The sequence below is a fragment of the Actinomadura monticuli genome, from assembly GCF_041463655.1.
Classification (GTDB): domain Bacteria; phylum Actinomycetota; class Actinomycetes; order Streptosporangiales; family Streptosporangiaceae; genus Spirillospora; species Spirillospora monticuli.
Genome location: NZ_JAXCEI010000011.1, coordinates 195,012 through 220,537 on the forward strand (window position 1 = coordinate 195,012; position 25,526 = coordinate 220,537).

Below are 25,526 nucleotides of genomic sequence, written 5' to 3' on the forward strand. Positions count from 1 at the left end.
CGCAGCGGGCGGCGTGCGTCCGGCCCGCCGCCCGCCGCGCGCCTCACAGCGCCGCGTGCACTTCCCTGGCGACGCGCTCGCCGGACCGGACGGCGCCGTCCATGTAGCCCGTCCAGTAGTCGGACGTCTCGGTGCCCGCCCAGTGGATCGGCCCGCACGCGGCCCGCAGCGCCGGGCCGAACGCCGTCAGGGCGCCGGGCGGGGCGACGCCGACCGGCCCGCCGCCGCTCCACATCTCGTTGTCCCAGCGCTGGAACGCGGTGGACCGCGGGTTCGCCGCCTTGTCGCCGAACAGCTTGGTGAACGACTCGAGGCCCGCCGCCCGGACCTCGTCCGCCGACGCCCCGTCCAGCTTGCGGATGTTCGCCTGGTTCATGAAGCCCATCAGGATGCCGCGCGACCCGTCCGGCGGGCTGTTGTCGAACGTCGCGTCGATCGCGCCGCTGTCGGCGACCGCCTGCCCGGTCAGGCCGTCCGCGCGCCAGAACGGCGTGTCGTAGACGCCGACGAACTTGGCGATCGACCCCATCGGGTAGCGCTGCATCAGCTGCGTCCGGTTCGCCGGCAGCGCCGGCGAGTAGTCGATCTTCCCGGCGATCGCCGGGGACATCGCGACGACGACGCGCTTCGCCGACACCGTGACGCCGTCCGCGGTGACGGTGACGCCGTCCGACCCGGTCGCGATCGACCGCACCGGCGCGTTGTAGCGGATGATGTCGCCCAGCCTCGCCGCCAGCCGGACGGGAACCTCCTGCGAGCCGCCGACGAACCGGGACTCCTGCGCGCCGTTCTTGGTGTCGATCAGCCGGTCGATCGTCCCCGGGGTGCTCTCGTTGCCCGCCGAAGCCGCGTAGTTGAGCAGGTACAGCAGCGAGATCTCCTGCGAGCGCACCGACAGCGTCGAGGAGGCGAACGCGTCCATCAGGAACCGCGCGCCGCCGCTCAGCGAGTTGGACCGCGACCAGGTGTAGAACGTCTGGGAGTCCCACTCCTCGGCCTTCGCCGCCTTCCACGGCTCGCCGACCGGCACCTCCTTGATCATGCCGCCGAGCGTGACCAGCGCCAGCTCCAGGTCGATCACGCCCCAGTCCGGCGGGACCGCGCCGAGGAGCCCGTCCGTCTCGTACAGGGACCGCTTGCCGCTGCGGTAGTAGACGTTCTTGCCCTCGTTGTAGGTCTTGAAGGTCGCGACGCCCATGTCCTGGGCGAGCGCGGCGATGCGGTCCTGCGTCGGGCCGATGAACTCGGCGCCGCCCTCGCTGGTGGTGCCGTCGCCGAGCGGCAGCCCGTACACGCGCCCGCCGGGCCGCTCCCGGGCCTCCAGGACGATCACGGACCGCCCGGCCGCGACGAGGTCGCGGGCGGCGGTCAGGCCGGACAGACCGGCCCCGACGATCACCACGTCGGTGCTGAGGGGTGCGGTGCGGGCGGCGGCGGGCGGCGCCGCGGCGGCGGACGCGACCGCGCCGGCGGCGGTGAGCGCGCCTGTGCCGAGCAGTCTGCGGCGGCTGACTCGGGTCAAGGGGAATCCCTCCTGGGGAAGACCGTGCGGGGGGACGGAAGATCACACCGCCGGTCACGCTAGGGCAGCCCTCACGCCAAAGTCGAGGGTTCTTCATGTTTCGTGACCGCGTCGAGACGGCCTCCCGGCCCTCGGGCCGCAGCGCCATGGTGGCGGGGATTCCTGCTCAGGTCGACCGTCCATCGCGACGCGGTCAATCCCGGCAAGAGGCCGCCTGAGACCACTTATGGCCAACACGCATAGATCGCCGTTGTTGCGGAGGGTTGCGGGAGGCCAACCGTTCTGACGGGGGCTTATGATGCCCGGTTGCCGCCATCCGCGATCACGTTGTGATCAGCTCATGCAAAACGGCCGCTGAAAAGGATCGTTGATGTCGGGCGTCGGCAGTTCGTGCGGAGGTGCCTCGGGTGCGATAACTGTGAGGAGAGCGACGGAGGCGGTGTGAGGGATCGATCCTGTCCAGGCTGCTGTGGCCGCCCCGGTGCATGCGGAAAACTTCGATAAGAGGCTCTGTCTGGGCCATCGCAAGCGTGTTACCATCCCCTTAACAAGGGTACAAGGGGAGAGTCGAATGGATGCGATTCGTCTCGATGGTCGGTCGTTCCAGGTTACCGATCTTGAAAACGGAGTATCGGAAGAGGCCCAATATCTGCCTCCGGTGGGCCCGGAACCGGTGACCATGAATCAGATGGTCGACCTGCCCGCTGAAGAATGGGATCTCGTCAGCACGCAGGACGCCCTTTCATGATCGGAACCGTCCGAAGGGCCGACGACGTACTGCGTTGGCGAGTAGAGGACGCCCTGGTGGAGCGCCTGCTCGATGAGGCGGCCGGCTGTCCCTTCACTCGCACGGCCGGCTCCGCTTTCGGTGCGAAGGTCCGGCCGCGCAGGGTCACTTCACCTTTTGACATGGCCTCCGCCTCTGGTTCCGAGGTGGCCGTCACGCTCGGTGAGTCGGACACAGCCTTTTCTGTTCTTCGGACGTTCACCCCCGTTCCGCTCCGGCTCAGTGCCACGACGTATGTCCTCTACAGCAAGGGGTCCTTCATCGGAGTGCACACCGACCGCGCCGGGTGCGAATTGAACCTCCTCGTGGTGCTCTCGGGCGCACCGACGGAGTTCGAGTACGCTCCGGCGCTCGCTCGTGAACCCGCTCCGACGATCTTCGAGTTGGCCAGGCAGGGCGGGGGCTTCATCGCGGAGACCGAGCGCGTCGCACTGGCCCGCCGTGGAGATGCGGTCGCCTTCGTCGGTTCCGTGCTCCCGCACCAGCGGCGACCGGTGACCGAGCCGCTGCTCATGCTGAGCCTTTGCTACCGTGAGGCGTGATGGACGACATGACCTAGCCTCTTCGCCCGCCGGGGCTCGCTGAGCGGTTGACGGCGGGAAGTAGTGAATTGAGTCATATGATTCGCCTTTTTCGTGATACTAAGACGTCTGCCGAGATGTTGCCGGACTGGCAGCCGAGCAAGTTGGCCGAAGCCATCGGTGCCGCGTTGGGCATGGGGTACTTGGAGCCTTGGCTCCTCGCGACGATCCTCAATCCGGCGGCGCTGCCGGAGTACTGGCACCGTGATCGGAATCTGCGAATCGAAGAGATGGTCTGCACTACGTTCGTGAGCGAACTCGATGCGGAGCTGTCGATCGTTTTTCGCGGGCGGAATGAGGCGACGAGTCCTGTGACGAGTTGCCCGATGCTGATGTTCGGTGGCAGCGTCCTGCACTGGACCAATATTCCGGGGAACGAGACGACCGTCCGGCGCACGAGCGAGGCGCCGGTCCTGATGTCCTGCCGATCGCTCATTGACACCGGGCAGTTCCAGCTAATAGATATGATATTTCCGGTACCGCTGCGCCCCGGCGAGGAATTCGAGATCGAACAGAAGCACCTGTGGCCGACCGGGATGGCCGCGGGCGAAGATACGCTTTGGTATCCTTACCCTGCGCTTTTCTCGCGGAATACTGGAAGTGTCGTCGCGAGGGTGCATTTCGATCGTGCGGTGAGGTACATTCTCGCCTTGGAGGGGAGGCCCGTCGATGCCGAGTGCCAGGTCGGCATGCTTCAGCCGACCGACCTGGACGGGACCGCCCGAAGTTTCGAGTGGCGCATAGACCCTGTCGACAATACCCTCATCTATGGGCTGGCGTTTGATCGCTAGTATGGAACCGGCACCTGAGTCCGGTGAGCTCTTCGGACTCGCGGGTCGGACTCGCGGAGGGTAGAGGGGCATGGGGTTCGGTGGGGAACCGATCGGTCTACTCCGGTCCTTCGTGGCCAAGGCCACCGGGATCACGCTGCTTCTTATTTCGGTGATCAGTGGGCTGCTCGCCATCCTTCAGGTGCTGAACGCGCGGTACTTCATACTCACCGCGGTAGCCTTCATCGGCCTCTGCGGCTGGGCGGCCGTGGTCTACATCACCTACGCGGGCAGACTTCCCGCCTCTCCCGGGGAGCGGCTTCTGCGGCGAATCAACCTGGTTCTGCCGATCAACTATCTGGAGACCTGGCTGCGCAGCACCCTGCTGAATCAAAGGGCGCTGGATCTGTACTGGCAGACGGACGACGCGCTTCAGGTGGATGAGATCCGATGTGAGACGGTGCTCGATGCGAACGATGCGACACTATGCATCCGGTTTGTCGGCACCAACGCAACCCGTCGACCGGCCGAGTGGTGCCCGATGGTCATGTTCGGCGGAAGTGTCATCCATCTGCAGAACTTCAAACAGCGGGCAGTGAGCATCGCCTCCGACGGCTCGGAGACCGGACTGTACATCAGGAACGTCTTAGATCTCGGCCAGTTGCACTATGTGCGTATTTCCTTCTCCGTTCCCCTGCAGCGCAGTGAGCATTTCGAGGTCGAGCACCGGCACTCCTGGCCGGGCGGGATGGCCGAGGGGGAAGACAGCCTGTGGTATCCGTATGCAGCGATGTTCCAGCGCGAACCGGAGCGCATGATCATCAAGGTGACCTTCGAGGAAGCGCCTATCTACTTACGGGGATTCTGTGCTTCGCTGCGTCGCGGGGTCTGCGAAGTGACCACGTCCCAGCCTCAGGCCGTCGGACCGCTGGGGAGAGAGTATGAGTGGACGGTCAGCCCGGTTGAGAACGACTGTATCTACGGGCTAGTGTTCAGGCGGATCTCGTAGCATCTTCCGCGCACTCCAAGCTGCCCGGCCGGGCGATGGCCGCCAGCATGCCGCGTCCAGCGGGTCGAGCGGAGCATGCACGGCCTTGGCCGGGCCGTCAGTAATTCGGGTCGTTCGGCTGCATATTCAGAGGAATACTGAGATATGAATTACGGAGTACGCCGCGAGGACCTCCTGTCCGCGGCGAAGGCGAAAGGCGCCGATTGCGTCCTTGTGGCCAGCCCAGTGAACGTGCACTATCTCACCGGGCTGCGGACTTCCAACGGCGCTCTCATCGTCGCGAGCCAGGCCACCGTGCTCGTGACGGATGCCCGCTACCTGCCCAAGGCGAGAGAGGTTTGTCCGGAAATCCCTCTCGAGCTCGGCCGTGACGTCGATGCGGTCCTCGGTCCTCGCATCGCCGAGTTCGGAAGTGGCCGTGTTCTCTTCGAAGACCATGTACTGACGGTCGAGCGGTATCGAGGGCTGAAGGCGGCCGCACCCCGCGCGGAGTTCATTCCCGGCGAGAGGATCGTCGAGGGGTTGCGGAGGGTGAAGAGCGAGGAGGAGATCGACCTCCTCCGCCGGGCCTGTTCCATCTCCGACCAGGCACTCGCCGATGTCCTCGGGCAGTTGCGTCCGGGGCTCAGCGAGCGTTGGATCGCGCAGGCCCTGACTGCTGCGATGTTCGAGCACGGGGCGCATGGCCTCGCGTTCGAGCCGATCGTCGCGGCGGGGCCGAACGGCGCTTCACCGCACCACGCGCCGGGAGACCGGCCGGTCACCCGCGGGGATCTGGTGACCATGGACTTTGGAGCCAGTTACGGCGGCTACCACGCCGACATGACGCGGACGGTGGCGCTCGGCTCGCCGAGCGCCTGGCAGCGCGACATCTACGCACTTGTGGCCGAGGCCCAGCGGACCGGTATCTCCCACGCCCGGCCGGATACGGATGTGCGCGATGTCGACGCGTCCGCCCGTAACATGATCACGTCGGCCGGGTACGGCGAGTTCTTCCCGCATGGGTTCGGGCACGGCGTCGGCCTGGAGATCCAGGAGTGGCCAATGCTGGGCTATGGCCGGACCGGTAAGCTGATGGATCGAGTTCCGATCACAGCGGAGCCTGGGGTCTACCTCACCGGCCGGGGCGGCGTCCGCATCGAGGACACGTTCGTGGTCCGCGCGGACGGCCCGGAGCTCCTCACCACAACGACCAAGGACCTGCTCGTCCTGTAGGCGCGCGGGTCCGCGACCGGGAGAACAACCAGTGGCGACGACGAACGACCTGAAGAACGGCATGACGCTGAACCTCGACGGCCAGCTGTGGACCGTCCTGGAGTTCCAGCACGTCAAGCCAGGCAAGGGCGGCGCGTTCGTCCGCACCAAGCTCAAGAACGTCCTGTCCGGCAAGGTCGTCGACAAGACCTTCAACGCCGGCACCAAGGTCGAGGTGGCGAGCGTCGACAAGCGCGAGATGCAGTACCTCTACCGCGAGGGCGAGGACTTCGTCTTCATGGACACCGAGACCTACGACCAGCCCCACATCCCGGCGACCGTCGTCGGCGACGCCTCGAACTACCTGCTTCCCGAGCAGAACGCCGTGATCGCCTTCAACGACGAGAACCCGCTCTACGTCGAGCTGCCCGCCGCCGTCGTGCTGGAGATCACCGAGACCGAGCCCGGCCTGCAGGGCGACCGCTCCACCGGCGGCAGCAAGCCCGCCACCCTGGAGACCGGCGCCCAGATCCAGGTGCCGCTGTTCATCACCACCGGCGAGAAGGTCAAGGTCGACACCCGCTCCGGCGAGTACCTCGGCCGCGGCTGAGATGGCGGCACGCACCAAGGCCAGGAAGCTCGCCCTCGACATCCTGTTCGCGGCCGAACTGCGGGAAGAGGAGCCCACGGCGGTACTCGCCGCCCGGGGCCGTCCCAACCAGGACGAACTCGCTGAATTCCCGCACGCCGTCCGGCTGATCGAAGGCGTCCAGGAGCACCGGGAACGCATCGACGAACTGATCTCCACCTACGCGACCGGCTGGACCCTGGAACGGATGCCCGCCGTGGACCGCAACATCCTGCGAATGGGCGCCTACGAACTCCTGTGGGTCGACGACGTCCCCGACGGCGTCGCCGTCAGCGAAGCCGTCGGCCTGGCCACCGAACTCTCCACCGACGAATCCCCCCGCTTCGTCAACGGCCTCCTGTCCCGCCTGCAACAACTGAAACCCTCGCTCACGCTGTGACTCCCTGGGGGCGATCCCCTGGGAACCCCGTTGCGACGCAGGCGATCTTCGCGCCGCCGTTTCGGTCTGTCGTGGCTGCGCGGGTGTGCGGTGGGCCCGTGGTCGGCCGCGTCGGTGGGAGTGTGGGCAGGGTTTGGTGTGCGGCGGTGGGTGGGGGACTGGGCGGCTAGGCTGGGGCGGGATGAGCGACGTTAGGGGAGTGGCCGTGACCGGCCGGCAACAGAAGCGGGTGCGCGGCAGCGGGCGGGTTCGGAGCGCGGTCCTGTGGGACGCCCTGCGGACCGTGCTCGGGCGCATCACCCCCGAGGCCGGCCCGAGCGACGTCGTGGACGTCGGCGGTGGCACCGGCGGGTTCGCGGTGCCGCTCGCCGAACTGGGGCACCGGGTCACCGTGGTCGACGCCAATCCGGACGCGCTCGCCGCGCTGGAGCGCCGCGCCGCCGAGTCCGGGGTGCGGGTCCGCGCGGTGCAGGGCGACGCCGTCGACCTGCCCGACCTGCTGGGCCCGGACGCCGCCGACCTCGTGCTGTGCCACAGCGTCCTGGAGTTCGTCGACGAGCCCGGCGCGGCGATGGCCGCGCTGACCGGCGTCGTCCGGCCGGGCGGCTCCGTCAGCGTGCTGGTCGCCGGGCAGGTCGCCGCCGCGCTGCACCGCGCCGTGTCCGGCCACTTCGACGATGCGCGGCGGGTGCTGACCGACCCGTCCGGGCGGTGGGGCGAGGGCGACCGGATGCCCCGCCGGTTCACCCGCGAGACGCTGTCGGCGCTGGTCCGCGGCGCGGGCCTGCGCGTCGCCGAACTGCACGGCGTCCGCATCTTCGCCGACCTCGTGCCGAGCGGCCTGCTGGACGGCGACTCCGACTCGGCCGACGCGCTGATCGCGCTGGAGGCGGTCGCCGCCGTCCACCCCGTCTTGCGGGACCTCGCCACCCAGCTGCACCTGGTGGCCGACAAGCCGGCCGGGTAGCGCCGTGGGCGGAGCGAACCGGAGGGCGCGGCGGCGAGGCCCGCGCGCGGCCGGGCCGCCGGGCGGGGAGGGCGCGTGAGCCGCAAGCAGCAGCTCCACCGGCCCGGGCCGCAGCCCGGGCCGCCCGCCGACGACACCGGCTGCGCCATCCTGCACGTGGACATGGACGCGTTCTTCGTCAGCGTCGAACTGCTCGAACGCCCCGAGCTGCGGGGGCGTCCCGTCGTCGTGGGCGGGGCGGGGCCGCGCGGGGTGGTGTCCGCGGCGTCCTACGAGGCCCGCGCGTTCGGCGTGCACTCGGCGATGCCGATGACGCGGGCGCGGCGGCTGTGCCCGCAGGCCGTGGTGCTGCCGGTCAGCCACGGCAAGTACGGGCGGGTGTCCGCCGCCGTGTTCGAGATCTTCCGCTCGATCACCCCGCTGGTCGAGGGCCTGTCGCTGGACGAGGCGTTCCTCGACGTGGCCGGCGCCAGGCGGCGCCTGGGCCGGCCGGCCGAGATCGCCCGGACGATCCGCGAGCAGGTCCGCGACCAGCAGGGCATCACCTGCTCGGTCGGCGTCGCCAGCACCAAGTTCATCGCCAAACTGGCCTCCACCCGGTGCAAGCCCGACGGGCTGCTCGTGGTGCCCGCCGACGGCGTCGTCGACTTCCTGCACCCGCTGCCCGTCGCGTCCCTGTGGGGTGTGGGGGAGCGGACGGAGGAGCACCTCGCTCGCCTCGGCCTGCGGACGGTCGGGCAGCTCGCCCAAGTGCCGCCGGCGACGCTCCAGCGGGAGCTCGGCACCGCGGCGGGCGCGCACCTGCACGAGCTGGCCTGGGGGCGCGACCCGCGCGAGGTCGTCCCGCACACGCCCGACAAGAGCATCGGCGCCGAGGAGACGTTCGACACCGACGTCGACGACCCGGAGGTCATCCGCCGGTCGCTGCTGCGGCTGGCGGAGAAGACCGGCGAGCGGCTGCGCGAGAGCCGGAACGCGGGCCGGACGGTCAGCGTCAAACTCCGGATGGCGAACTTCAAGACGATCACCCGGGCGCGCACGCTGAGCGAGCCGACCGACCTCGCCCGTGTGATCTATGTCACAGCCTGCGAGCTGTACGAGGCAGCCGGGCTGGAACGGGTACGACTCCGTCTGGTCGGGGTGCGGGTCGAGAACCTGGGCCCCGCCGGCGAGGCCCCCCGTCAGCTCGCCTTCGACGAGCCGGAACGAGGCTGGCGTGAGGCCGAGCGTGCCATGGACCAGGTCGCGCACCGGTTCGGCCGCGGCGCCGTCCGTCCCGCCGCGCTGGTGCGGCGTGCGGACGGTGACGGACGTGACGGCAGGGACGGAAGACAATGAAAGAAGGCTGTGGGGTGACCGGCACCGGGCCCTCGACGGGCCGTTCGCTTTCGTACGCTCGACAGTGCTCGTATTCTGGGCATATCACCGTTGACGTTCGCGTCCCGCATCGGATACCCCGTCGCGGAGCTGTCGTTGGGAGGTGCCGTGCCGCTCTCTGAGCACGAGCAGCGCATGCTCGAACAGATCGAATCGGCTCTGTACGCCGAGGATCCGAAGTTCGCTCACGCGGTTCGCTCGACCAACCCCCAGGTCCACTACAAGCGCCGGATCGTCAAGGCCGCACTCGGTTTCGTCGTGGGCGTCAGCGCCCTGATGGCCGGCCTTGTGATCAACGAGGGCACGGTCACCATCGCGATCAGCGTGACCGGCTTCCTGCTGATGGTGGTGTGCTGCGTCTGGGCGTTGACGAGCTGGAAGCGGATGACCGGCATCGGCAACGAGCCCGCGCGGAGCGGCGGACGCCAGTCCCGCCCCGCCAAGGCGGGCTTCATGGAACGCATGGAGGAGCGCTGGCGCCGCCGCACCGAAGGCGACTGAGCGGAGGTCCGACGGCGCTCAGCCCCCGTCCGGAGCCCCGGGCGCCGTCCCTCTTCGCCGGACGTGTGCGGTACGGCTGATCGTCCCGGCCCCGTGGTCGAGCCGCGGAGGGCCGGGACGAACGCGTGTCCGGGGGCCTACTTGCGGCGGAGGCGGGCGGGCAGTTCGTTCACGCGGTTGGCGGCGTCCGCGACGCGGTCCCCGGCGGTGCGGAGCGTGGCGCGGGTCTGCGCCATCGTGGACGGCGGCAGCAGCCGGGCGCGCCAGCGGGCCCGGCGGCCCACGGAGGCCGCGAACGACTCCCGGACGGTCCGCACGTCGGCGCGCAGCCGCTCCACCGGCTCCGCGGACCGGGTCCGCGAGTAGCGGGCCAGTTCCTCGGCGCGGGCGATGCGGGTGAGCGCCTGCAGGCCCGCCGGGTCCAGTTCGAGCACCTCGCCCAGGTGGCGCGCGGTGGCGCGCGGGGAGTCGCTGGCCCGCCATTCGAGCCCGTGGTCGAGCGCGTCGGCGCGCATCTCCTGCCAGGCGGCGTGCGCGGCCCTGACCGGGTCGGGCTCCCCGGTCCGCGCCTCGGACGGCGTCCCCGGCGCCGGGCCGGGGAGCCGCACGCGCGCCCTCTTCGGGTCGCGGGGCGCCCGCCTCGCCGGCCCCGCCCGCGTCCCCTTCGGGCCGCCGCGCGGCGGCGCGGGCGGTGCGGTCAGCGCGGCCCACCGGCGGCGCCGGGTGAGCCTCCGCAGCGTCATCGGGACGGCCATCAACAGCAGCGCCAGCAGCGCGCCCGCCAGCCACGGCGTCGCGCCGAAGCCGCCCTCCTCGTCGCCCTGCGCGGACGCGCCGCCGCCGGCGCCCTCGTCGTCGCGGTGCCGGGCCCCCGTGCTGGGCGAGGCCGACGCCTCCTCGCCGGGGGAGGACGTGTCCGGCGCCTGCCCGGTCTGGCCGTCGCTCTCGCCGCCGCTGCTGACGGCGGGCTGGCTGTAGGACGGCGTGACGGCCGTGCCCTGCCCGCCCGCGCCGCCCGGCGTCGGCTCGAACCGCACCCAGCCGGTGCCCTGGAAGTACAGCTCCGGCCAGGCGTGCGCGTCCCGCGACCGGACGACCCACTCGCCCGGCCGGACCTCGCTGCCCGGCGTGTACCCCATCGCCACACGGGACGGGATGCCGAGGATCCGGGCCAGCAGCGCCATCGACGCGGCGTACTGCTCGCAGTAGCCGCGCTTGCTGTGCAGCAGGAAGTCGACGAGGTCGCCGCCGTTCTGCGGCGCGGGCGCGGACAGGTCGTAGGTGAACCCGCCGCTGACGGTGAACCAGCGCTGCAGCCGCACCGCCTGCGTGAGCGCGGTCGACGACCCCGCGGTGACCTGGTCGGCGAGCCGCCTGACCTCCTGCGGGATGTTCTTGGGGACCGCCGTGTAGTGCGAGACGACGTCGGCCGGGTAGCCGCCCGCGGCGGCGAGCTGCCCGCTGGTCGGGTCGGCGCGCGCGCTCTCGACGGTGTAGGAGCGCCCGCCCGCCGAGTCGTGCAGCGAGTACAGCATCAGCGACGAGGGGTGCACCCGCCAGTCGCCCTTGATCGACACGTTCGTCGGCGCGTACGGCACCGGCAGGAACGTCATGTTCCTGACCTCGGGCCGCACCTTCACCCGGGTCGTCACCTTGTGCACGCGGGCGACCGACAGCCCCGGCGGCGGCGGGAGCGGCTGCCCGTAGACCAGCCGGTCCTTGGAGCTGCTCTTCAGCGGGCTGTAGGTCCACCGGTCGCCGTCGAACCGGTCGAGGGCGTAGAGGCGCAGGTAGTCGGGGCCCCCGGGGTCGTCGGTGCGGTAGGTGAGGACGACCGAGTCGTCCAGCCGGGTCAGCTCCCGCTTCAGGCTGACGAGCGGGTCGGGCGTCGTCACCGTCCGGGTGCCCTGGCCGGAGCCGCCGCCCAGGCCGAACACGCCGCGCGGCTGCAGGCCGGGCACGGCGGCCGGCAGCAGCACCGCGACGGCCACCGCGCCGACCGCGATCCGGCGGCCGCTCGCCGCGAGCGCCGCCGGATCGGGGCGGGCCGCCTCCTCCTCCGGCCGCGGGTCCGAGCCGGCCAGGGGGACCTCGCGGGGACGGCGGTGCGTGGTGACCATGCGGCCCCAGCCGCCGACCTTCTCCCGGGAGTCGGCCATCAGCAGGGCGAGGAAGCCGAGCGCGCCGGCGCCGAACGCCAGCCAGCCGACGCCGTCCTCGCGGACGGCCGCGGGCACGCTGTACATGGCGAGCAGCGGCAGCCCGGCGGGGGCGGTGCGGTGCAGCCGGACGGCGAGGAGGTCGACCAGCACCGCGACCAGCCCGATCCCGGCGGCGGTCAGCATCGCGATGCCGGGCAGCAGCGGGACGGGCGCCGCGTACCGGTTCGCGGCCCGCCAGCCCTCCCCGGCGAGGTCGCCGAGGTGCCGCAGCGAGTCCGGGGACGGGACGAACACCAGCCACGCCCGGTCGGCGGCGTACACGAGGTCGAGGTACAGCAGCAGCGCCGCCAGGCCGAACACCGGGTTCATCAGCGCGGGCAGCCGCAGCCGCCGGGCCAGCAGCCCGCCGCCCGCGACGGCCAGCACCGCGCCGAACCCCGCCCAGAACCAGCCGGACCGCTCGAACAGCGGGTAGAGGCCGAGCGAGCCGGCGAGCGTCGCGGCCGCGGCCATGGCCGTCATCCGGATCCTCATGAACCGTCCCTGACGAAGTCATCGCCGGTCTTCCCGGCCGTCGTCCACGCGCCGGCGAGCTCGGCCGCCGACCGGACGGTCAGCACCCGCCAGCCCGCCGCGCGCAGCAGGTCCGCGGCGGGCACGGCGCGCGCCGCGCCCGCGTCCGCGTGGCCGCCCGCCTGGGCCGTCCCCGCGGGCCGGCCCTCGACCAGCACCGCGACGCACGTCCCGGTGCCGCGCCGCACCGCCGCCACCGACCGGGCCTCCTCGGCGGACAGGGCGCCGAACACCGCGACGACGAGGCCGTCGCGCTCCCGGCCGCCGCCGCGGGCGCCGCGCAGCGCGGCCAGCCCCGCCGACAGCGAGCCGCCCTTGGACCTGCGCGCCACGGCGAGCGCGTCCAGCAGCAGCCCCTCGAACGCGCCCTCGGACGGCGCCACCGGCAGCGCCTCGCCGGCGTCGGTGACGTACCGCAGGCTCATCCCCGTCCGGACGAGGTGCACGCCGACCGACGCGGTCACCGCCACGGCCTGCTCGAACGAGCCGCTCAGCCCCTCGCCCCAGTGCGCGGCGCGGCGGGTGTCGAGGAACAGCGTGCCGCTGCTCTGGAAGTGCTGCTCCTCGCGCCGCACCATCAGCTCACCGTGCCGCGCGGTGGACCGCCAGTGCACGCGGCGCAGGTCGTCGCCGTGCCGGTACTCGCGCGGGGCGACGTCGTCCTCGCCGGCCGCGGAGACCGCGCGGGCGACGCTGTCGCCGCCGCCCGTCCACGCGCCCGACAGCCGGCTGTGCGGCAGCGGGACGATCTGCGGCGTCACCGTCAGGGTGTCGGACAGGCTGAACGAGCGCACCAGCTCCACCATCCCGAACGGGTCGGCGAGCCGGACCGTCAGCGGCCCGACGCGGTAGCGCCCGCGCACGTCCGAGCGGATCCGGTAGCCGAGCTGGCGGGAGCCGTGCGGCTCGATCCGGTCGAGCACGAACCGGGCCCGGCCGCCGAGCGCGTACGGGACCCGGTCCTCCACCATCAGCAGCCCGCTGGACAGCCGCGACACGTTCTCGAGCCGCAAGTCGACGCGGGCCTCGCGGCCGACGGGCAGCCGCGCCGGGTCGAGCCGCCGCGCGCACGCCAGCCGGTACCGGGTCCGCGACACCGCGAGCATGCACAGCAGCGGCAGCACCAGCACGAGCACCCCGGCCCGCAGCAGGTCGCGTTCGCCGAGGACGACCGCGCACACGATCGCGGTCGCGCCGGCGGCCACGAAGGACCGCCCGCGCGTGGTGAGGCCGGCCAGCGCGCGTCGCACCGGTCACTTCCCGGGGGAGGGCACCGGCAGCCGCTTCACCAGCTCGGCGACGACCTGCTCGGGGCGGCGCCGCTCCACCTGCGCCTCCGGCGTCGGCAGCAGCCGGTGCGCGAGGACGGGGACGGCGAGGTCCTGGACGTCGTCGGGGACGACGTAGTCGCGGTCGTCGAGCGCCGCGTACGCCCGCGCGGCCCGCACCAGGTGCAGCGTCGCCCGCGGGGACGCGCCGAGCCGCAGCTCGGGGTGCTTGCGGGTGGCGGCGACGAGGTCGATCGCGTACTGCCGGACCGGCTGCGCGACGTGCTGGCGCCGCACCACCTCGATGAGGTCGCGGACGTCGGCGGCGTGCGCGACGGGGGTGAGCCGGTCGAGCGGGGACGCCTGGCCGTGCGTGTCGAGCATCTCCAGCTCGGCCGCCGGGTCGGGGTAGCCCATCGAGATGCGGGCGGTGAACCGGTCGCGCTGCGCCTCCGGCAGCGGGTAGGTGCCCTCCATCTCCACCGGGTTCTGGGTGGAGATGACCATGAACGGCGGCTCCAGCGCGTAGGTCGTGCCGTCGACGGTGACCTGGCGCTCCTCCATGCACTCCAGCAGCGCCGACTGCGTCTTCGGGGACGCCCGGTTGATCTCGTCGCCGACCACGATGTTGGCGAACACCGGGCCCGGCTTGAACTCGAACTCGCGCAGCTCCTGGTTGTAGGCGCTGACCCCGGTGATGTCGCTCGGCAGCAGGTCGGGCGTGAACTGGACGCGCCGCACCGAGCAGTCGACCGACCGCGCGAGCGCCTTGGCCAGCATCGTCTTGCCGACCCCGGGCACGTCCTCGATCAGCAGGTGGCCCTCCGCCAGCAGCACCGTGAGCGCCAGCCGCACCACCGAGGGCTTGCCCTCGATCACCGACTCCACCGCGTCCCGGATCTTGTTCGCGACGTGGGCGAGCCCGTCGAGCCCGCGGCCCGACCCCTCGCCTCCCGAGGCGCGGCGCCGGGCAGGGTGGGATGCCGGGGGGTCGGTCTCCATGAACGACTCGCCGTGCGTACCTACTGCCACCAAACCCTCCTCAGCCGTTCCACCCGACAGTACGTCGTCGGAAGGCCCGCCGCGATGTTCATGGGGAACGCGAGCCCATTGTGCTCCACGGTGCGGACGGCGAGCGCCGCCCCGACGCGAGCGCCGCCCGCGGCCCGGTCCACCACCCGGCTCCACCACCCCGCTCCACCTGCTCCACCACTCCGCTCCACCACCCCGCTCCACCACGGTCGCCCGGGGCCCGCCACAGCCGCCGGAAAAGCGTCCCGGGCCGCCTTGCCACGCTTCGGCGCGCGGAGTGGGGCTCGCTGGGCCCCACTCCGCACCACCCCCTCTGACCTGCGCTTTCGTCCGCGAAATTCGCCGGTGGAGGGTGTTTTTCTTGTTGACGGTGGGGAAGAGTGGAGTAGAGTGGGGCGCCGTGGGGGCGGTAGCACCCCATGCGGCGCGGGAGGTGGGGCCGGTGTTCCTCGGCACCCATTCACCGCGCCTCGACGACAAGGGACGACTGTTCCTGCCGGCGAAGTACCGCGAGGAGCTGTCGGGGGGATTGGTGATCACGAAGGGCCAGGAGCGCTGCCTGTACGTCTTCCCCATGGCGGAGTTCCAGCGGATTACCGAGGCTCTGCGTGCCGCGCCGGTCACGGAGAAGGCGGTCCGGGGCTACAGCCGGGTCTTCTTCGCCAGCGCCTCCGACGAGGTTCCGGACAAGCAGGGCCGCGTCACGATTCCCCCGCCGCTGCGCAAGTACGCGGGCCTCACCCGCGACTGCACGGTCATCGGGGCCAACACGCGTCTGGAGATCTGGGACTCCCAGGCATGGGAGGCCTACCTCGAGCAGGAGGAGCAGACGTTCTCCGACGTCTCGGAGGAGGTGCTGCCAGGGATCCTCTGAGCGAAGACTCGTCGGTCCGTTGACCGGCTATGGCCCACGTTCGGCCAGGTCTCCAGCCGCTCTCCGAGCCAGCTGGCGCAGCTTCCCCGGTGCCAGACGGCGACCCCCCGCGGAAACGCGGTGATCTTCCTCTAGGGCAGCGGATGGGGACCTGGCCGGGCGAGGCCGCCGCCGGGGGCACGGGACGGTCCGGTCCGGCGATGCCACACAAGTCCGCGAGCGAGGTGGCAGTACAGGGGGTGAACCATGGACGCAGACGACCACGCGTCCGAGGCCGGCGGCCGCACGGCCGGCGACGGGGGGCCGGAGGGCGGCCACGTGCCGGTCATGCTCGGCCGCGTCCTCGACATCCTCGTCCCCGCCGCGGAGGCCGTCACCGGCCGCGACCCCGTCTACCTCGACGGCACGCTCGGCATGGGCGGCCACGCCGAGGCGATGCTGCGGGCCGTCCCGCGGCTCCGGCTCATCGGCCTCGACCGCGACACCGTCGCGCTGGAGCGCTCCGCGCGCCGGCTCGCGCCGTTCGGCGACCGGGTCACCCTGGAGCACGCCGTCTACGACGAGATCCCCGCGGTGCTGCGCCGGCTCGGCGTCCGCGCGGTGGACGCCGTCCTGTTCGACCTCGGGGTGTCCTCCCCGCAGCTGGACGAGGCGGGCCGCGGCTTCGCCTACTCCTACGACGCCCCGCTCGACATGCGGATGGACCGCACCCAGAGCCTCACCGCCGCCGAGGTCGTCAACGGCTACCCGCCCGCCGAGCTCGCCCGGATCCTGCGCGAGTACGGCGAAGAGCGGTTCGCCCAGCGGATCGCCTCGGCCATCGTCCGCGAGCGCGAGCGCGCCCCGCTGGACTCCACCCGCCGGCTCGCCGACCTCGTGCGGACCTCCATCCCGGCCGCGACCCGCCGCACCGGCGGGAACCCGGCCAAGCGCACCTTCCAGGCGCTGCGCATCGAGGTGAACGGCGAACTCGACAGCTGGCGGCGGGCGCTGCCCGCCGCGCTGGACGCGCTCCCGGTCGGCGGCCGGATCGCCGTCCTGTCCTACCACTCCCTCGAGGACCGCATCACCAAGCAGGTCCTCGCCGCCCAGGCGGCCGACACCACCCCGCCGGACCTGCCCGTCCCGCTGCCCGAGCACGAGCCGAGGTTCCGGCTCCTGACGCGCGGGGCCGAGCTGCCGACCGGCGAGGAGACCACGACCAACCCACGGGCCGGATCGGTGCGGATGCGCGCCGCGGAGCGGGTCCGGGAGGCGACATGACGACGACCACGAGCAGGCGGCCGCCGACCGAGGCGCCCAAGAAGAAGGCGCCCAGGCGGAAGGCCGCCGCGGCGGCGGACGTGCAGCCCGCGCCCAAGACCCCGGCGAAGTCCCCGGCGAAGGCTCCGGCGAAGCCCGCGGCGGGTGCGGCGCCGAAGACGGCGCCCGCGAGCACCGCCGCCGCCAAGGCGGCGGTGAAGAAGCCGGCGGTGAAGAAGAACGTGCGGGCGGCGGCCGTCCGGCCCCGCCCGGCCGCGGTCCAGCGGGCCGCGCCGCGCACGCCGTTCGTGCTGCTCATCATCGGGCTGCTCGGCGGCGCCCTGGTGAGCCTGCTGCTGCTCAACACCGTCCTCGCCGAGGACGCGTTCACGCTGACGCGGCTCCAGCAGAGCAACAAGCAGCTCGAGCAGCAGCGCCAGGCCTACGAGGAGGACATCGCCCGCGAGGGCTCCCCGGCGGGGCTGGCGGAGAAGGCGAAGGCGCTCGGCATGAAGGAGGCCGAGGACCCGGCCTTCTTCGACCCCGACACCGGCCGGGCGAGCGGCGGCAGGATCCGTCCCGTCCCGCACGCGGCCGCCGCCTCGGCCGGCGCTGCGGGCGTCCTCGGCGTCCCCGGCACCGTGGTGCCCGGCGACGGCGTCCGGACCCCGGCGGCGGGTGCCGGGGCGCAGGCGGGGAACGGAGCGCCGTGACGGGGCGCGGCGGCATCGGGGAGCGGGGGACGCGGTGACGAAACGGCCGGGACCCGGGACCGCCGGCCCTCCGCCCGGCCGGCGACGCGGCCCGGACGGGCGGGCCCCCCGGGGGTCGGCCGGGCGCGACGACAAGAGCGGCCCGGGCGCGGCGCGCGCGTCCGGGCACCAGACCGGCGGTACTCCGCGCTCCCCGGGCGGGAGGGCGGACGGCGCGGGGCGGCCGGGCAAGAAGGGCAGCGCGTCCCGCCGTCCCGCGCGCGGCGGCGCGAGCGGCGCGACAGGCGCGGCCCGCCCGGACACCCCGCGCAAGGCACCCGACCGCAAGTCGTCCGAGCGCAAGTCGTCCGAGCGCAAGGGAACCGACGGCAAGGCTCCGCCGCGCAAGGAGTCGGCGCGCAAGGAGTCGGTGCGCAGGGAGTCGGGCAAGGGCGCGCCCGCCAAGCCCGTGCGCAAGAAGCCGCCCGCCGGCAGCGCGCCGGGCAGGAGCGGCGCGCGCAAGAGCGGCCCGGCCAAGAGCGGTCCGGGCACGGCCCCGGGCGGCCGTCCGGCCGGGGCCAGGACGGGCGCCGGCGGCGGGGGCCGCGGGCCGCGTCCCGGCGGCTCCGGGCCGCGGCCTCCCGGCCGGGGGCCGCGCACCCGCGTGACCTTCCACCGCCGCGACCCGATGAAGCGGCTCAACGTCGGCCTGCTCGCCGTCGCGTTCGTCCTGTCGCTGTTCGCCGGGCGGCTCGTCCAGCTGCAGACGATCGAGTCCGGCAAGTACACCGAGGAGGCGATGCGCCAGCGGATGCAGGAGATCACGCTGCCCGCCGTCCGCGGCGACATCACCGACGCGCAGGGGAACCAGCTCGCCATGACGGTCGAGGCGCGGGCCATCTACGCCGACCCGTCGCTGATCCCGGCCGCCAGGCGGCAGGCGGTCGTGAGCGCGCTCGCCCCGACGCTCGGCCTGAACCCGGCGACGCTGCTGAAGCAGATCGCCAAGACCGACAGCCGCTTCGTGTACCTGGCGCACGGGGTGCGGCCCGACCAGGCCCGCCTCATCACCTCGTGGAACTTCCCCGGTATCGGGACTCTGCCGGAATATCGCCGCGAGTATCCCAACGATTCGCTGGCCGCGAGCGTCATAGGGTTCGTGAACGACACGGGGAAGGGCGCGGCGGGCCTGGAGAGCTCGATGAACGACGTGCTCGCCGGGCGCGCGGGCTGGCAGCGGGTGGAGATCAGCCTGGAGGGCCAGCACATCCCCATGGGCGAGGACCAGAAGCGCCCCTCGGTGCCGGGCCGCGGCCTCCGCCTCACCCTGCAGAACGACCTGCAGTTCAAGGCGCAGGAGGCGATCGAGAAGCAGGTCAGGGCGACGAAGGCCGACAGCGGCAGCGTGATCGTGATGGACCCGCGCACCGGGAAGCTGCTCGCGATGGCGTCGGCGCCCGGGTTCGACCCGAACCGCTACGCCCGGTCCGAGCGGTCCCGGTGGGGCAGCCCGCTGGTGCAGGACGCCTACGAACCGGGCAGCACCGGCAAGGTCGTCACCGCCGCCGCCGTCATGGAGCACGGCGGCGTCACCCCGCTGACCCCCTACACCGTCCCCGACAAGATCAAGAAGTACGACGTCGTGTTCCACGACTCGCACCCGCACCCGACGGAGCGGCTCACGTTCCAGGGGGTGCTCGCCAAGTCCAGCAACGTCGGCACCATCATGGCCAGCCAGAGCATCACCTCGCAGCGGCTCTACCAGACGCTGCGCGACTTCGGGTTCGGGCAGAAGACCGGCCTGCCGCTGCCCGGTGAGACGCCCGGCCTGCTGGAACCGCCGGCCAAGTGGTCGGGCACCGACCGCTACCCGATCGCGTTCGGGCAGACGGTGTCGGTCAACGCGGTGCAGATGGCGAGCGTGTACGCGACCATCGCCAACGGCGGCGTCCGCGTCGCGCCGACGCTCGTCGAGGGCACCGTCGGCGAGGACGACGCGTTCACGCCCGCGCCCGCGCCCGCGCGCAAGCAGGTGATCAGCGCGCGGACGGCCCGCCAGATCACCGACATGCTGGAAGGCGTCACCACCGACGAGGGCACCGCCCCGAAGGCCCAGATCAAGGGGTACCGCGTCGCCGGCAAGACCGGCACCGCCGAGATCGTCAACCCGCGCTGCGGCTGCTACGAGGGCGGCGGCTACACCGCGTCGTTCGCCGGGTTCGCGCCGGCGGACGACCCGCAGCTGGTCGTGCAGGTCGTCCTGCAGGACCCGAAGCGGGGCAGCCACTATGGTGGCGATGCGGCCGCACCGGTCTTCAAGGACGTGATGAGCTTCGCCCTGCAGTCCCAGAAGATCCCGCCGACGGGGAGCCGCCCGCCGATCATCCAGATCCACGCCCGAGACTGACCGCAGCGAGTACCCTCCTCGCCTGTGAGTCCACCACCCGTGTCCCAGCGGTCCCGTTCCGCTCGCACCGAAAGAACAGCCATGCGTCCGACCACCAATCCGGCCCGTCCGCTGAGCGGGCTCGCGGAGCTTCTCGGGATCGAGCCGGACGGCTGGGACCGCGTGTCGGCCACGGGGATCACCCACGACTCGCGGGCGGTGCTGCCCGGCGACGTCTACGCCGCGCTGCCCGGCGCCCGCGCGCACGGCGCCCAGTTCTCCGGCCAGGCCGCCGACGCGGGCGCGGCCGCGATCCTCACCGACCCCGGCGGGTACGACCGGGCCGCGGCCGCGGGCCTGCCGGTCCTGGTGGTGCCGGACGTCCGCGCGCGCCTCGGCGACGCCGCGTCGTGGGTGTACGGCGATCCGGGGGCCGACATCACCCTCATCGGCGTCACCGGCACCAGCGGCAAGACCACCACCGTGTTCCTGGTGGACGCGGGGCTGCGCGCGGCCGGGATCGAGACGGGCCTGGTCGGCGGCGTCGAGATCCGGGTCGGCGGCGAGCGGGTCCCGAGCGCGCTCACCACCCCCGAGGCGACCGACCTGCACGCGCTGCTGGCGATGATGCGCGAGCGCGGCGTCGGCGCCGCCGCGATGGAGGTGTCCAGCCACGCGCTCGTGCAGGGCCGCGTCGGCGGCGCCCGCTACGAGGTCGCGGTGTTCACGAACCTCTCGCAGGACCACCTCGACTACCACCCCACCATGCAGGACTACTTCCTCGCGAAGGCGCGGCTGTTCACGCCGGAGTACTCGCGCGTCGGCGTGGTGAACCTGGACGACCACTACGGCCGCGAGCTGCTGGAGATCGCCACCGTCCCGACGACGACGTTCTCCGCGACCGGGGACCCGGCGGCCGACTGGCGGGCCGAGGACGTGCGGGTGGGCGCCGACGGCAGCGTGTTCCGCGTCGTCGGGCCCGGCGGGATCGAGGCGGACGCGGAGGTCCGGCTCGCCGGGCCGTTCAACGTCGCCAACGCGCTCGCCGCGATCGTCGCGCTGGTCGAGGCGGGCATCCCGCTGCAGGCCGCCGTCCACGGGGTCGCGTCGCTGCCCGGCGTCCCCGGCCGGCTGGAGCGCGTCGACGAGGGCCAGGACTTCGTCACCCTCGTCGACTACTCGCACAAACCGGGCGCGGTCGAGGCCGTGCTGAACGCGCTGCGGCCCGTCACCGAGGGCGAGCTCGCGGTGGTGCTCGGCTGCGGCGGCGACCGCGACCGCGGCAAGCGGCCGCTGATGGGGGAGGCCGCCGCCCGGCTGGCGGACGCGGCGTACTTCACCAACGACAACCCGAGGTCGGAGGACCCGCTCGCGATCCTCGCCGCTATGGTCGAGGGCGGGCTCAAGGTGCCGCAGCCCGAGCGCGCGCACATCGTCGTCGAGCCCGACCGGGCCGCCGCGATCGGGCTGGCCGTCGGCCGGGCCCGCCGCGGCGACGTCGTCGTCGTCGCGGGCAAGGGCCACGAGCAGGGGCAGAACGTGGCGGGCGAGGTGCATCCGTTCGACGACCGCGAGGTCGTCCGCGCGGCGCTCCGGCGTCGTCCACGAGGTACTAGAGGGGACGGGACGCAGGCGTGATCCCACTTCCGCTGTCGACGATCGCGGAGATCACGGGGGGCGCCCTTCACGGGCCCCCGGACGCCATGGTGAGCGGTCCCGTGGTCATCGACTCCCGCGCCGCGGCGCCCGGCGCGCTGTTCGCGGCGCTGAAGGGCGAGCGCGCGGACGGGCACGACTTCGCGGCCGGGGCGCTCGCCGCCGGGGCCGCCGCGGTGCTCGCGCAGCGTCCCGTGGAGGGACCGTGCGTCGTCGTGCCCGACGTGCAGGAGGCGCTCGGACGGCTCGCCGGGGGCGTGCTGGAGCGGCTCCCGGACGTGACCGTCATCGCCGTCACCGGCTCGGCGGGCAAGACCTCCACCAAGGACCTCATCGGGCAGCTGGCCGGCCGGGCCGGGCCGGTGGTGTACCCGCCCGGCTCGTTCAACAACGAGATCGGGCTGCCGCTCACCGTGCTGCGCGCCGACGCCGAGACCCGCACCCTCGTCCTGGAGATGGGCGCGCGTGGGATCGGCCACATCGCCTACCTGACCGGGATCGCGCGGCCCGACGTCGGCGTGGTGCTCAACGTCGGCACCGCGCACGTCGGGGAGTTCGGCAGCCGGGAGAACATCGCCCGCGCCAAGGGCGAGATCGTGGAGGCGCTGCCCCCGGGCGGGACCGCCGTCCTCAACGCCGACGACCCGCTGGTCGCCGCGATGGCGTCCCGCACGCGGGCCGAGGTCGTCACGTTCGGCCGCGCGCCGGACGCGCTGGTGCGGGCGACGGACGAGACGCTCGACGAGCGGGGCCGCGCCGCGTTCACCTTGGTCACACCGGAGGGGACGGCGCCGGTCGCGCTGCGCCTGCACGGGTCGCACGCCGTCCCGAACGCGCTCGCCGCGGCCGCCGCCGCGCGCGCGGCCGGGCTCGCGCCGGACGCGATCGCCGCGGGCCTGTCGGAGGCCGTGCCGGTCAGCCGGTGGCGGATGGAGGTCACCGAACGGGCCGACGGGGTGACCGTGGTGAACGACGCCTACAACGCCAACCCCGACTCGACCCGCGCCGCGCTCGACGTGCTGGCGCACATGGCCCGCGGCCGCCGCGCGTTCGCGGTGCTGGGGGAGATGGCCGAACTCGGCGCCTCCTCCGTGGCGGAACATGCCAAGATCGGGCAGCATGTCGCGCGCAGCGGGATAGCCGGACTCGTCGTGGTCGGCGCGAACGCGGCGGCGATGGCCGAAGGGGCCGGGCAGGTGGCGTCATGGACGGGAGAGTGCGTGCAGGTGGATGACGTCGGCGCGGCGGTGGCCGCGCTCAGCGAGCGGCTGGCGCCGCAGGACGTCGTGCTGGTGAAGGGCTCCCGCGTCGCGGGGCTGGAACGGGTCGCCGAGGCGCTCCTCGCGGAGGACGCCCGATGACCAACATCATCATCGCGGCCGGGGTCGCGCTGGTCTTCGTGATGGTCGGCACGCCGGTGTGGATCCGGATCGTCAACCGGCTCGGCTACGGCCAGATGATCCGCGACGAGGGCCCGGAGGCGCACCTCAAGAAGCGCGGAACCCCCACGATGGGCGGGACGGTCTTCATCGTCGGCGCGCTCGTCGGCTACGGCGCGGCGCACCTGGCCACCGGCGACGAGCCGACCATCTCCGGCCTCCTGGTGCTGTTCCTGATGACCGGGCTGGGCCTCGTCGGCTTCGTCGACGACTACATCAAGGTGTTCAAGCAGCGCAGCCTCGGCCTGCGCAGCGGCGCCAAGATGGTCGGGATCATCCTGGTCGGCGTCGTGTTCGCCGTCGCGTCGCTGAACTTCCCCAACGGCTACGACATCACCCCCGCCGACCCCCACCTGTCCTTCCTGCGCGACTTCGGCCCCTCGATCGGCCCGTACCTCTTCGTGATCTGGGCGCTGCTGCTCATCGCGGCGATGTCCAACGGCGTGAACCTCACCGACGGGCTGGACGGCCTGGCCGCGGGCCCGGCCGGCATGGTGCTGGCCGCCTACGTGATCATCGGCAACTGGCAGCTGCGCAACAGCTGCGCCGCCGCCCTCGCCCCCAACTGCTACAGCGTCCGCGACCCCCTCGACCTCGCGGTGGTCGCCGCGGCCGTGCTCGGCGGCGTGTTCGGCTTCCTGTGGTGGAACGCCCCGCCCGCGAAGATCTTCATGGGCGACACCGGCTCGCTGGCCCTCGGCGGCGTGCTGGTCGGCCTGGCGATCCTGACCCGCACCCAGTTCCTGCTCGCCATCCTGTGCGGGCTGATCGTGATGATCACCCTGTCGGTGATGATCCAGGTCGGCGGGTTCAAGCTGACCGGCAAGTTCATGCCGCAGCCGAAACGGATCTTCAAGATGGCGCCGCTGCAGCACCACTTCGAGATGTCCGGCTGGGCCGAGACCACGATCGTCGTGCGGTTCTGGCTGATGTCCGCGCTGTTCACCGCGGCGGGGCTCGGGCTGTTCTACCTGGAATGGATGCCGAAGAAGTGAGCGAGCCCTGGGACGGCCTGTCCGTGTGCGTGGCCGGGCTCGGCGTGTCCGGCCGCGCCGCCGCCCGCGTCCTCGCCGGCCGCGGCGCCCGCGTCACCGTCGTGGACGCCCGCGACGGCGCGGAGCAGCGCGGGCACGCCGCCGAGCTGGAGGCCCGCGGGGTCGTGGTCCGGCTCGGCGACGGCGAGGGCCTTCCCGAGGGCACCGACCTGGTCGTGACCTCCCCCGGGTGGCGGCCGGACGTGCCGCTGCTGGCCGCGGCCGCCGCCGCGGGCATCGAGATCATCGGCGAGGTCGAGCTCGCGTGGCGGCTCCGCGGACCGGGCGCGGCGCCGTGGCTCGCCATCACCGGGACGGACGGCAAGACCACCGTCGTCCGGATGCTGGCGTGCATGCTCACCGCCGCCGGCCACAAGGCGCTCGCGGTGGGCAACGTGGGAACGCCCATCGTCGAGGCCATAGGGGGGTCCGGCGGGTCGTCCTCCCAGGGGGAGCACGCCGGGCCGTACGACGTGCTCGCGGTGGAGCTGTCGAGCTACCAGCTGCACTGGTCCAGCTCGCTCGCGCCGGAGGCGGCGGTCGTGCTGAACGTCGCCCCCGACCACCTCGACTGGCACGGCTCCATGGACGCCTACGTCGGCGCCAAGGGCAAGATCTACGCGCCGGGCACCGTCGCGGTCTACAACGCCGACGACGACACCTCCACCGCGCTCGCCGAGCGCGCCGAGGGCGTGGACCGGCGGATCGGCTTCACCCTCCGGGTGCCGCGTCCCGGCGAGCTCGGCGTCGTCGAGGAGCTGCTCGTCGACCGGGCGTTCACCGACGACCCCGCGCGGAACGCCGCGGAGCTGGCCGAGCTCGGCGACGTCCGCCCGTACGCGCCGCACAACGTCGCGAACGCGCTGGCCGCCGCCGCGCTGGCCCGCGCGTTCGGGGTGCCGCCCGCGGCCGTCCGCGAGGGGCTGCGCTCGTTCGTCCCCGACCCGCACCGCATCCAGCACGTCGCCGATGTCGACGGCGTCGCCTACGTCAACGATTCCAAGGCGACCCAGCCGCACGCCGCCGCCGCGTCCCTCGCCGCCTACGAGACCGTCGTGTGGATCGCGGGCGGCCTCCTCAAGGGCCTGGACGTCGACGACCTGGTGCGCTCGTGCGCCGAGCGGCTGCGCGGCGTCGTCCTCATGGGACGCGACCGGCACCGGATCGCCGAGGCACTCGCGCGACACGCGCCGGATGTACCGGTCGTCGACGTCTCCGACACCGACACTGGGGCCATGGACCGCGTCGTCAGCGAAGCCTCCGCCCTCGCCCTCCCCGGGGACACCGTCCTCCTCGCGCCCGTCGGGGCGTCCTTCGACATGTTCGCCAACTACCCGGCCCGCGGGGACGCCTTCATCGCGGCGGTGGAGCGCCTGGCGCGGGACGCCCGGCCCGCGCGCCCGGGGGACGTCCCCCGGAGCTCCCGGTAGCC

The 25,526-nt window shown here is 72.7% G+C and carries 22 protein-coding genes; 18 read left to right on the forward strand and 4 right to left on the reverse strand.

Going from position 1 to position 25,526, the window contains the following annotated elements; translation table 11 throughout:
* Positions 1–43: 43 nt before the first annotated feature.
* Complete coding sequence (locus SM611_RS24980; protein WP_371952340.1) at positions 44–1,522, reverse strand: flavin monoamine oxidase family protein; 1,479 nt, start codon at positions 1,520–1,522, stop codon at positions 44–46.
* Positions 1,523–2,093: 571 nt separating this feature from the next.
* Between SM611_RS24980 and SM611_RS24985 the strand changes: the two genes are divergently transcribed.
* From SM611_RS24985 to SM611_RS25030, 10 genes are all read left to right on the forward strand, one after another.
* Complete coding sequence (locus tag SM611_RS24985) at positions 2,094–2,270, forward strand: hypothetical protein (protein WP_371952341.1); 177 nt, start codon at positions 2,094–2,096, stop codon at positions 2,268–2,270.
* A gap of 56 nt (positions 2,271–2,326) precedes the next feature.
* Complete coding sequence (locus SM611_RS24990) at positions 2,327–2,851, forward strand: hypothetical protein (RefSeq protein WP_371952342.1); 525 nt, start codon at positions 2,327–2,329, stop codon at positions 2,849–2,851.
* Positions 2,852–2,967: 116 nt separating this feature from the next.
* The gene (locus SM611_RS24995) at positions 2,968–3,681 is read left to right on the forward strand and encodes a hypothetical protein (protein ID WP_371952343.1); all 714 of its coding nucleotides are present in this window, start codon (positions 2,968–2,970) and stop codon (positions 3,679–3,681) included.
* 112 nt (positions 3,682–3,793) lie between these two features.
* Positions 3,794–4,669: a hypothetical protein gene (locus tag SM611_RS25000; RefSeq protein WP_371952344.1), complete on the forward strand. Its 876-nt coding sequence runs from the start codon at positions 3,794–3,796 to the stop codon at positions 4,667–4,669.
* A gap of 144 nt (positions 4,670–4,813) precedes the next feature.
* On the forward strand, positions 4,814–5,884 hold the full coding sequence (locus SM611_RS25005; RefSeq protein WP_371952345.1) for a M24 family metallopeptidase: 1,071 nt from the start codon (positions 4,814–4,816) through the stop codon (positions 5,882–5,884).
* A 31-nt stretch (positions 5,885–5,915) separates the two neighbouring features.
* A complete protein-coding gene (efp, locus tag SM611_RS25010; RefSeq protein ID WP_371952346.1) occupies positions 5,916–6,473 on the forward strand; it encodes an elongation factor P in 558 nt (185 codons plus the stop codon).
* Between the two features lies 1 nt (position 6,474).
* Complete coding sequence (gene nusB / locus SM611_RS25015) at positions 6,475–6,891, forward strand: transcription antitermination factor NusB (RefSeq protein WP_371952347.1); 417 nt, start codon at positions 6,475–6,477, stop codon at positions 6,889–6,891.
* A 181-nt stretch (positions 6,892–7,072) separates the two neighbouring features.
* Positions 7,073–7,858, forward strand: coding sequence for a methyltransferase domain-containing protein (locus SM611_RS25020; protein WP_371952348.1), 786 nt, complete (start codon positions 7,073–7,075; stop codon positions 7,856–7,858).
* A 75-nt stretch (positions 7,859–7,933) separates the two neighbouring features.
* Positions 7,934–9,196: a DNA polymerase IV gene (locus SM611_RS25025; protein ID WP_371952349.1), complete on the forward strand. Its 1,263-nt coding sequence runs from the start codon at positions 7,934–7,936 to the stop codon at positions 9,194–9,196.
* Positions 9,197–9,343: 147 nt separating this feature from the next.
* Positions 9,344–9,736, forward strand: a complete 393-nt coding sequence (locus SM611_RS25030) for an SCO2097 family morphological protein (RefSeq protein ID WP_371952421.1) — start codon at positions 9,344–9,346, stop codon at positions 9,734–9,736.
* Positions 9,737–9,873: 137 nt separating this feature from the next.
* Here SM611_RS25030 and SM611_RS25035 read toward each other — a convergent pair whose 3' ends face one another.
* Genes SM611_RS25035 through SM611_RS25045 form a run of 3 tightly spaced genes read right to left on the reverse strand, consistent with a single transcriptional unit; the run spans position 9,874 to position 14,771 of the window.
* Positions 9,874–12,432 (reverse strand): transglutaminase TgpA family protein, encoded by a 2,559-nt coding sequence (locus SM611_RS25035; RefSeq protein WP_371952350.1) that lies wholly within the window; start codon positions 12,430–12,432, stop codon positions 9,874–9,876.
* On the reverse strand, positions 12,429–13,721 hold the full coding sequence (locus SM611_RS25040; RefSeq protein ID WP_371952351.1) for a DUF58 domain-containing protein: 1,293 nt from the start codon (positions 13,719–13,721) through the stop codon (positions 12,429–12,431). The genes SM611_RS25035 and SM611_RS25040 overlap by 4 nt, the downstream gene beginning before the upstream one ends.
* 3 nt (positions 13,722–13,724) lie before the next feature.
* Positions 13,725–14,771 carry an AAA family ATPase gene (locus SM611_RS25045; protein WP_371952352.1) on the reverse strand — a complete coding sequence of 349 codons (1,047 nt, stop codon included), beginning with the start codon at positions 14,769–14,771 and terminating at the stop codon, positions 13,725–13,727.
* Positions 14,772–15,213: 442 nt separating this feature from the next.
* On the opposite strand from SM611_RS25045, the gene mraZ reads away from it, so the two are divergent.
* The 8 genes from mraZ to murD all read left to right on the forward strand — a co-directional run bounded on the left by mraZ (position 15,214) and on the right by murD (position 25,524).
* Positions 15,214–15,645, forward strand: a complete 432-nt coding sequence (gene mraZ / locus SM611_RS25050; protein ID WP_371942050.1) for a division/cell wall cluster transcriptional repressor MraZ — start codon at positions 15,214–15,216, stop codon at positions 15,643–15,645.
* A gap of 246 nt (positions 15,646–15,891) precedes the next feature.
* Positions 15,892–16,908: a 16S rRNA (cytosine(1402)-N(4))-methyltransferase RsmH gene (gene rsmH / locus SM611_RS25055; RefSeq protein ID WP_371952353.1), complete on the forward strand. Its 1,017-nt coding sequence runs from the start codon at positions 15,892–15,894 to the stop codon at positions 16,906–16,908.
* Positions 16,905–17,600 (forward strand): cell division protein FtsL, encoded by a 696-nt coding sequence (gene ftsL / locus SM611_RS25060; RefSeq protein WP_371952354.1) that lies wholly within the window; start codon positions 16,905–16,907, stop codon positions 17,598–17,600. The genes rsmH and ftsL overlap by 4 nt, the downstream gene beginning before the upstream one ends.
* Positions 17,601–18,267: 667 nt before the next feature.
* Positions 18,268–19,986, forward strand: a complete 1,719-nt coding sequence (locus SM611_RS25065) for a peptidoglycan D,D-transpeptidase FtsI family protein (RefSeq protein WP_504230284.1) — start codon at positions 18,268–18,270, stop codon at positions 19,984–19,986.
* An 81-nt stretch (positions 19,987–20,067) separates the two neighbouring features.
* On the forward strand, positions 20,068–21,603 hold the full coding sequence (locus tag SM611_RS25070) for a UDP-N-acetylmuramoyl-L-alanyl-D-glutamate--2,6-diaminopimelate ligase (RefSeq protein ID WP_371952356.1): 1,536 nt from the start codon (positions 20,068–20,070) through the stop codon (positions 21,601–21,603).
* Positions 21,600–22,982 (forward strand): UDP-N-acetylmuramoyl-tripeptide--D-alanyl-D-alanine ligase, encoded by a 1,383-nt coding sequence (locus SM611_RS25075; RefSeq protein WP_371952357.1) that lies wholly within the window; start codon positions 21,600–21,602, stop codon positions 22,980–22,982. The genes SM611_RS25070 and SM611_RS25075 overlap by 4 nt, the downstream gene beginning before the upstream one ends.
* Complete coding sequence (gene mraY / locus SM611_RS25080) at positions 22,979–24,055, forward strand: phospho-N-acetylmuramoyl-pentapeptide-transferase (RefSeq protein ID WP_371952358.1); 1,077 nt, start codon at positions 22,979–22,981, stop codon at positions 24,053–24,055. The genes SM611_RS25075 and mraY overlap by 4 nt, the downstream gene beginning before the upstream one ends.
* Positions 24,037–25,524, forward strand: a complete 1,488-nt coding sequence (gene murD / locus SM611_RS25085; protein WP_371952359.1) for a UDP-N-acetylmuramoyl-L-alanine--D-glutamate ligase — start codon at positions 24,037–24,039, stop codon at positions 25,522–25,524. Before mraY ends, murD begins: the two co-directional genes overlap by 19 nt.
* Positions 25,525–25,526 lie beyond the last annotated feature (2 nt).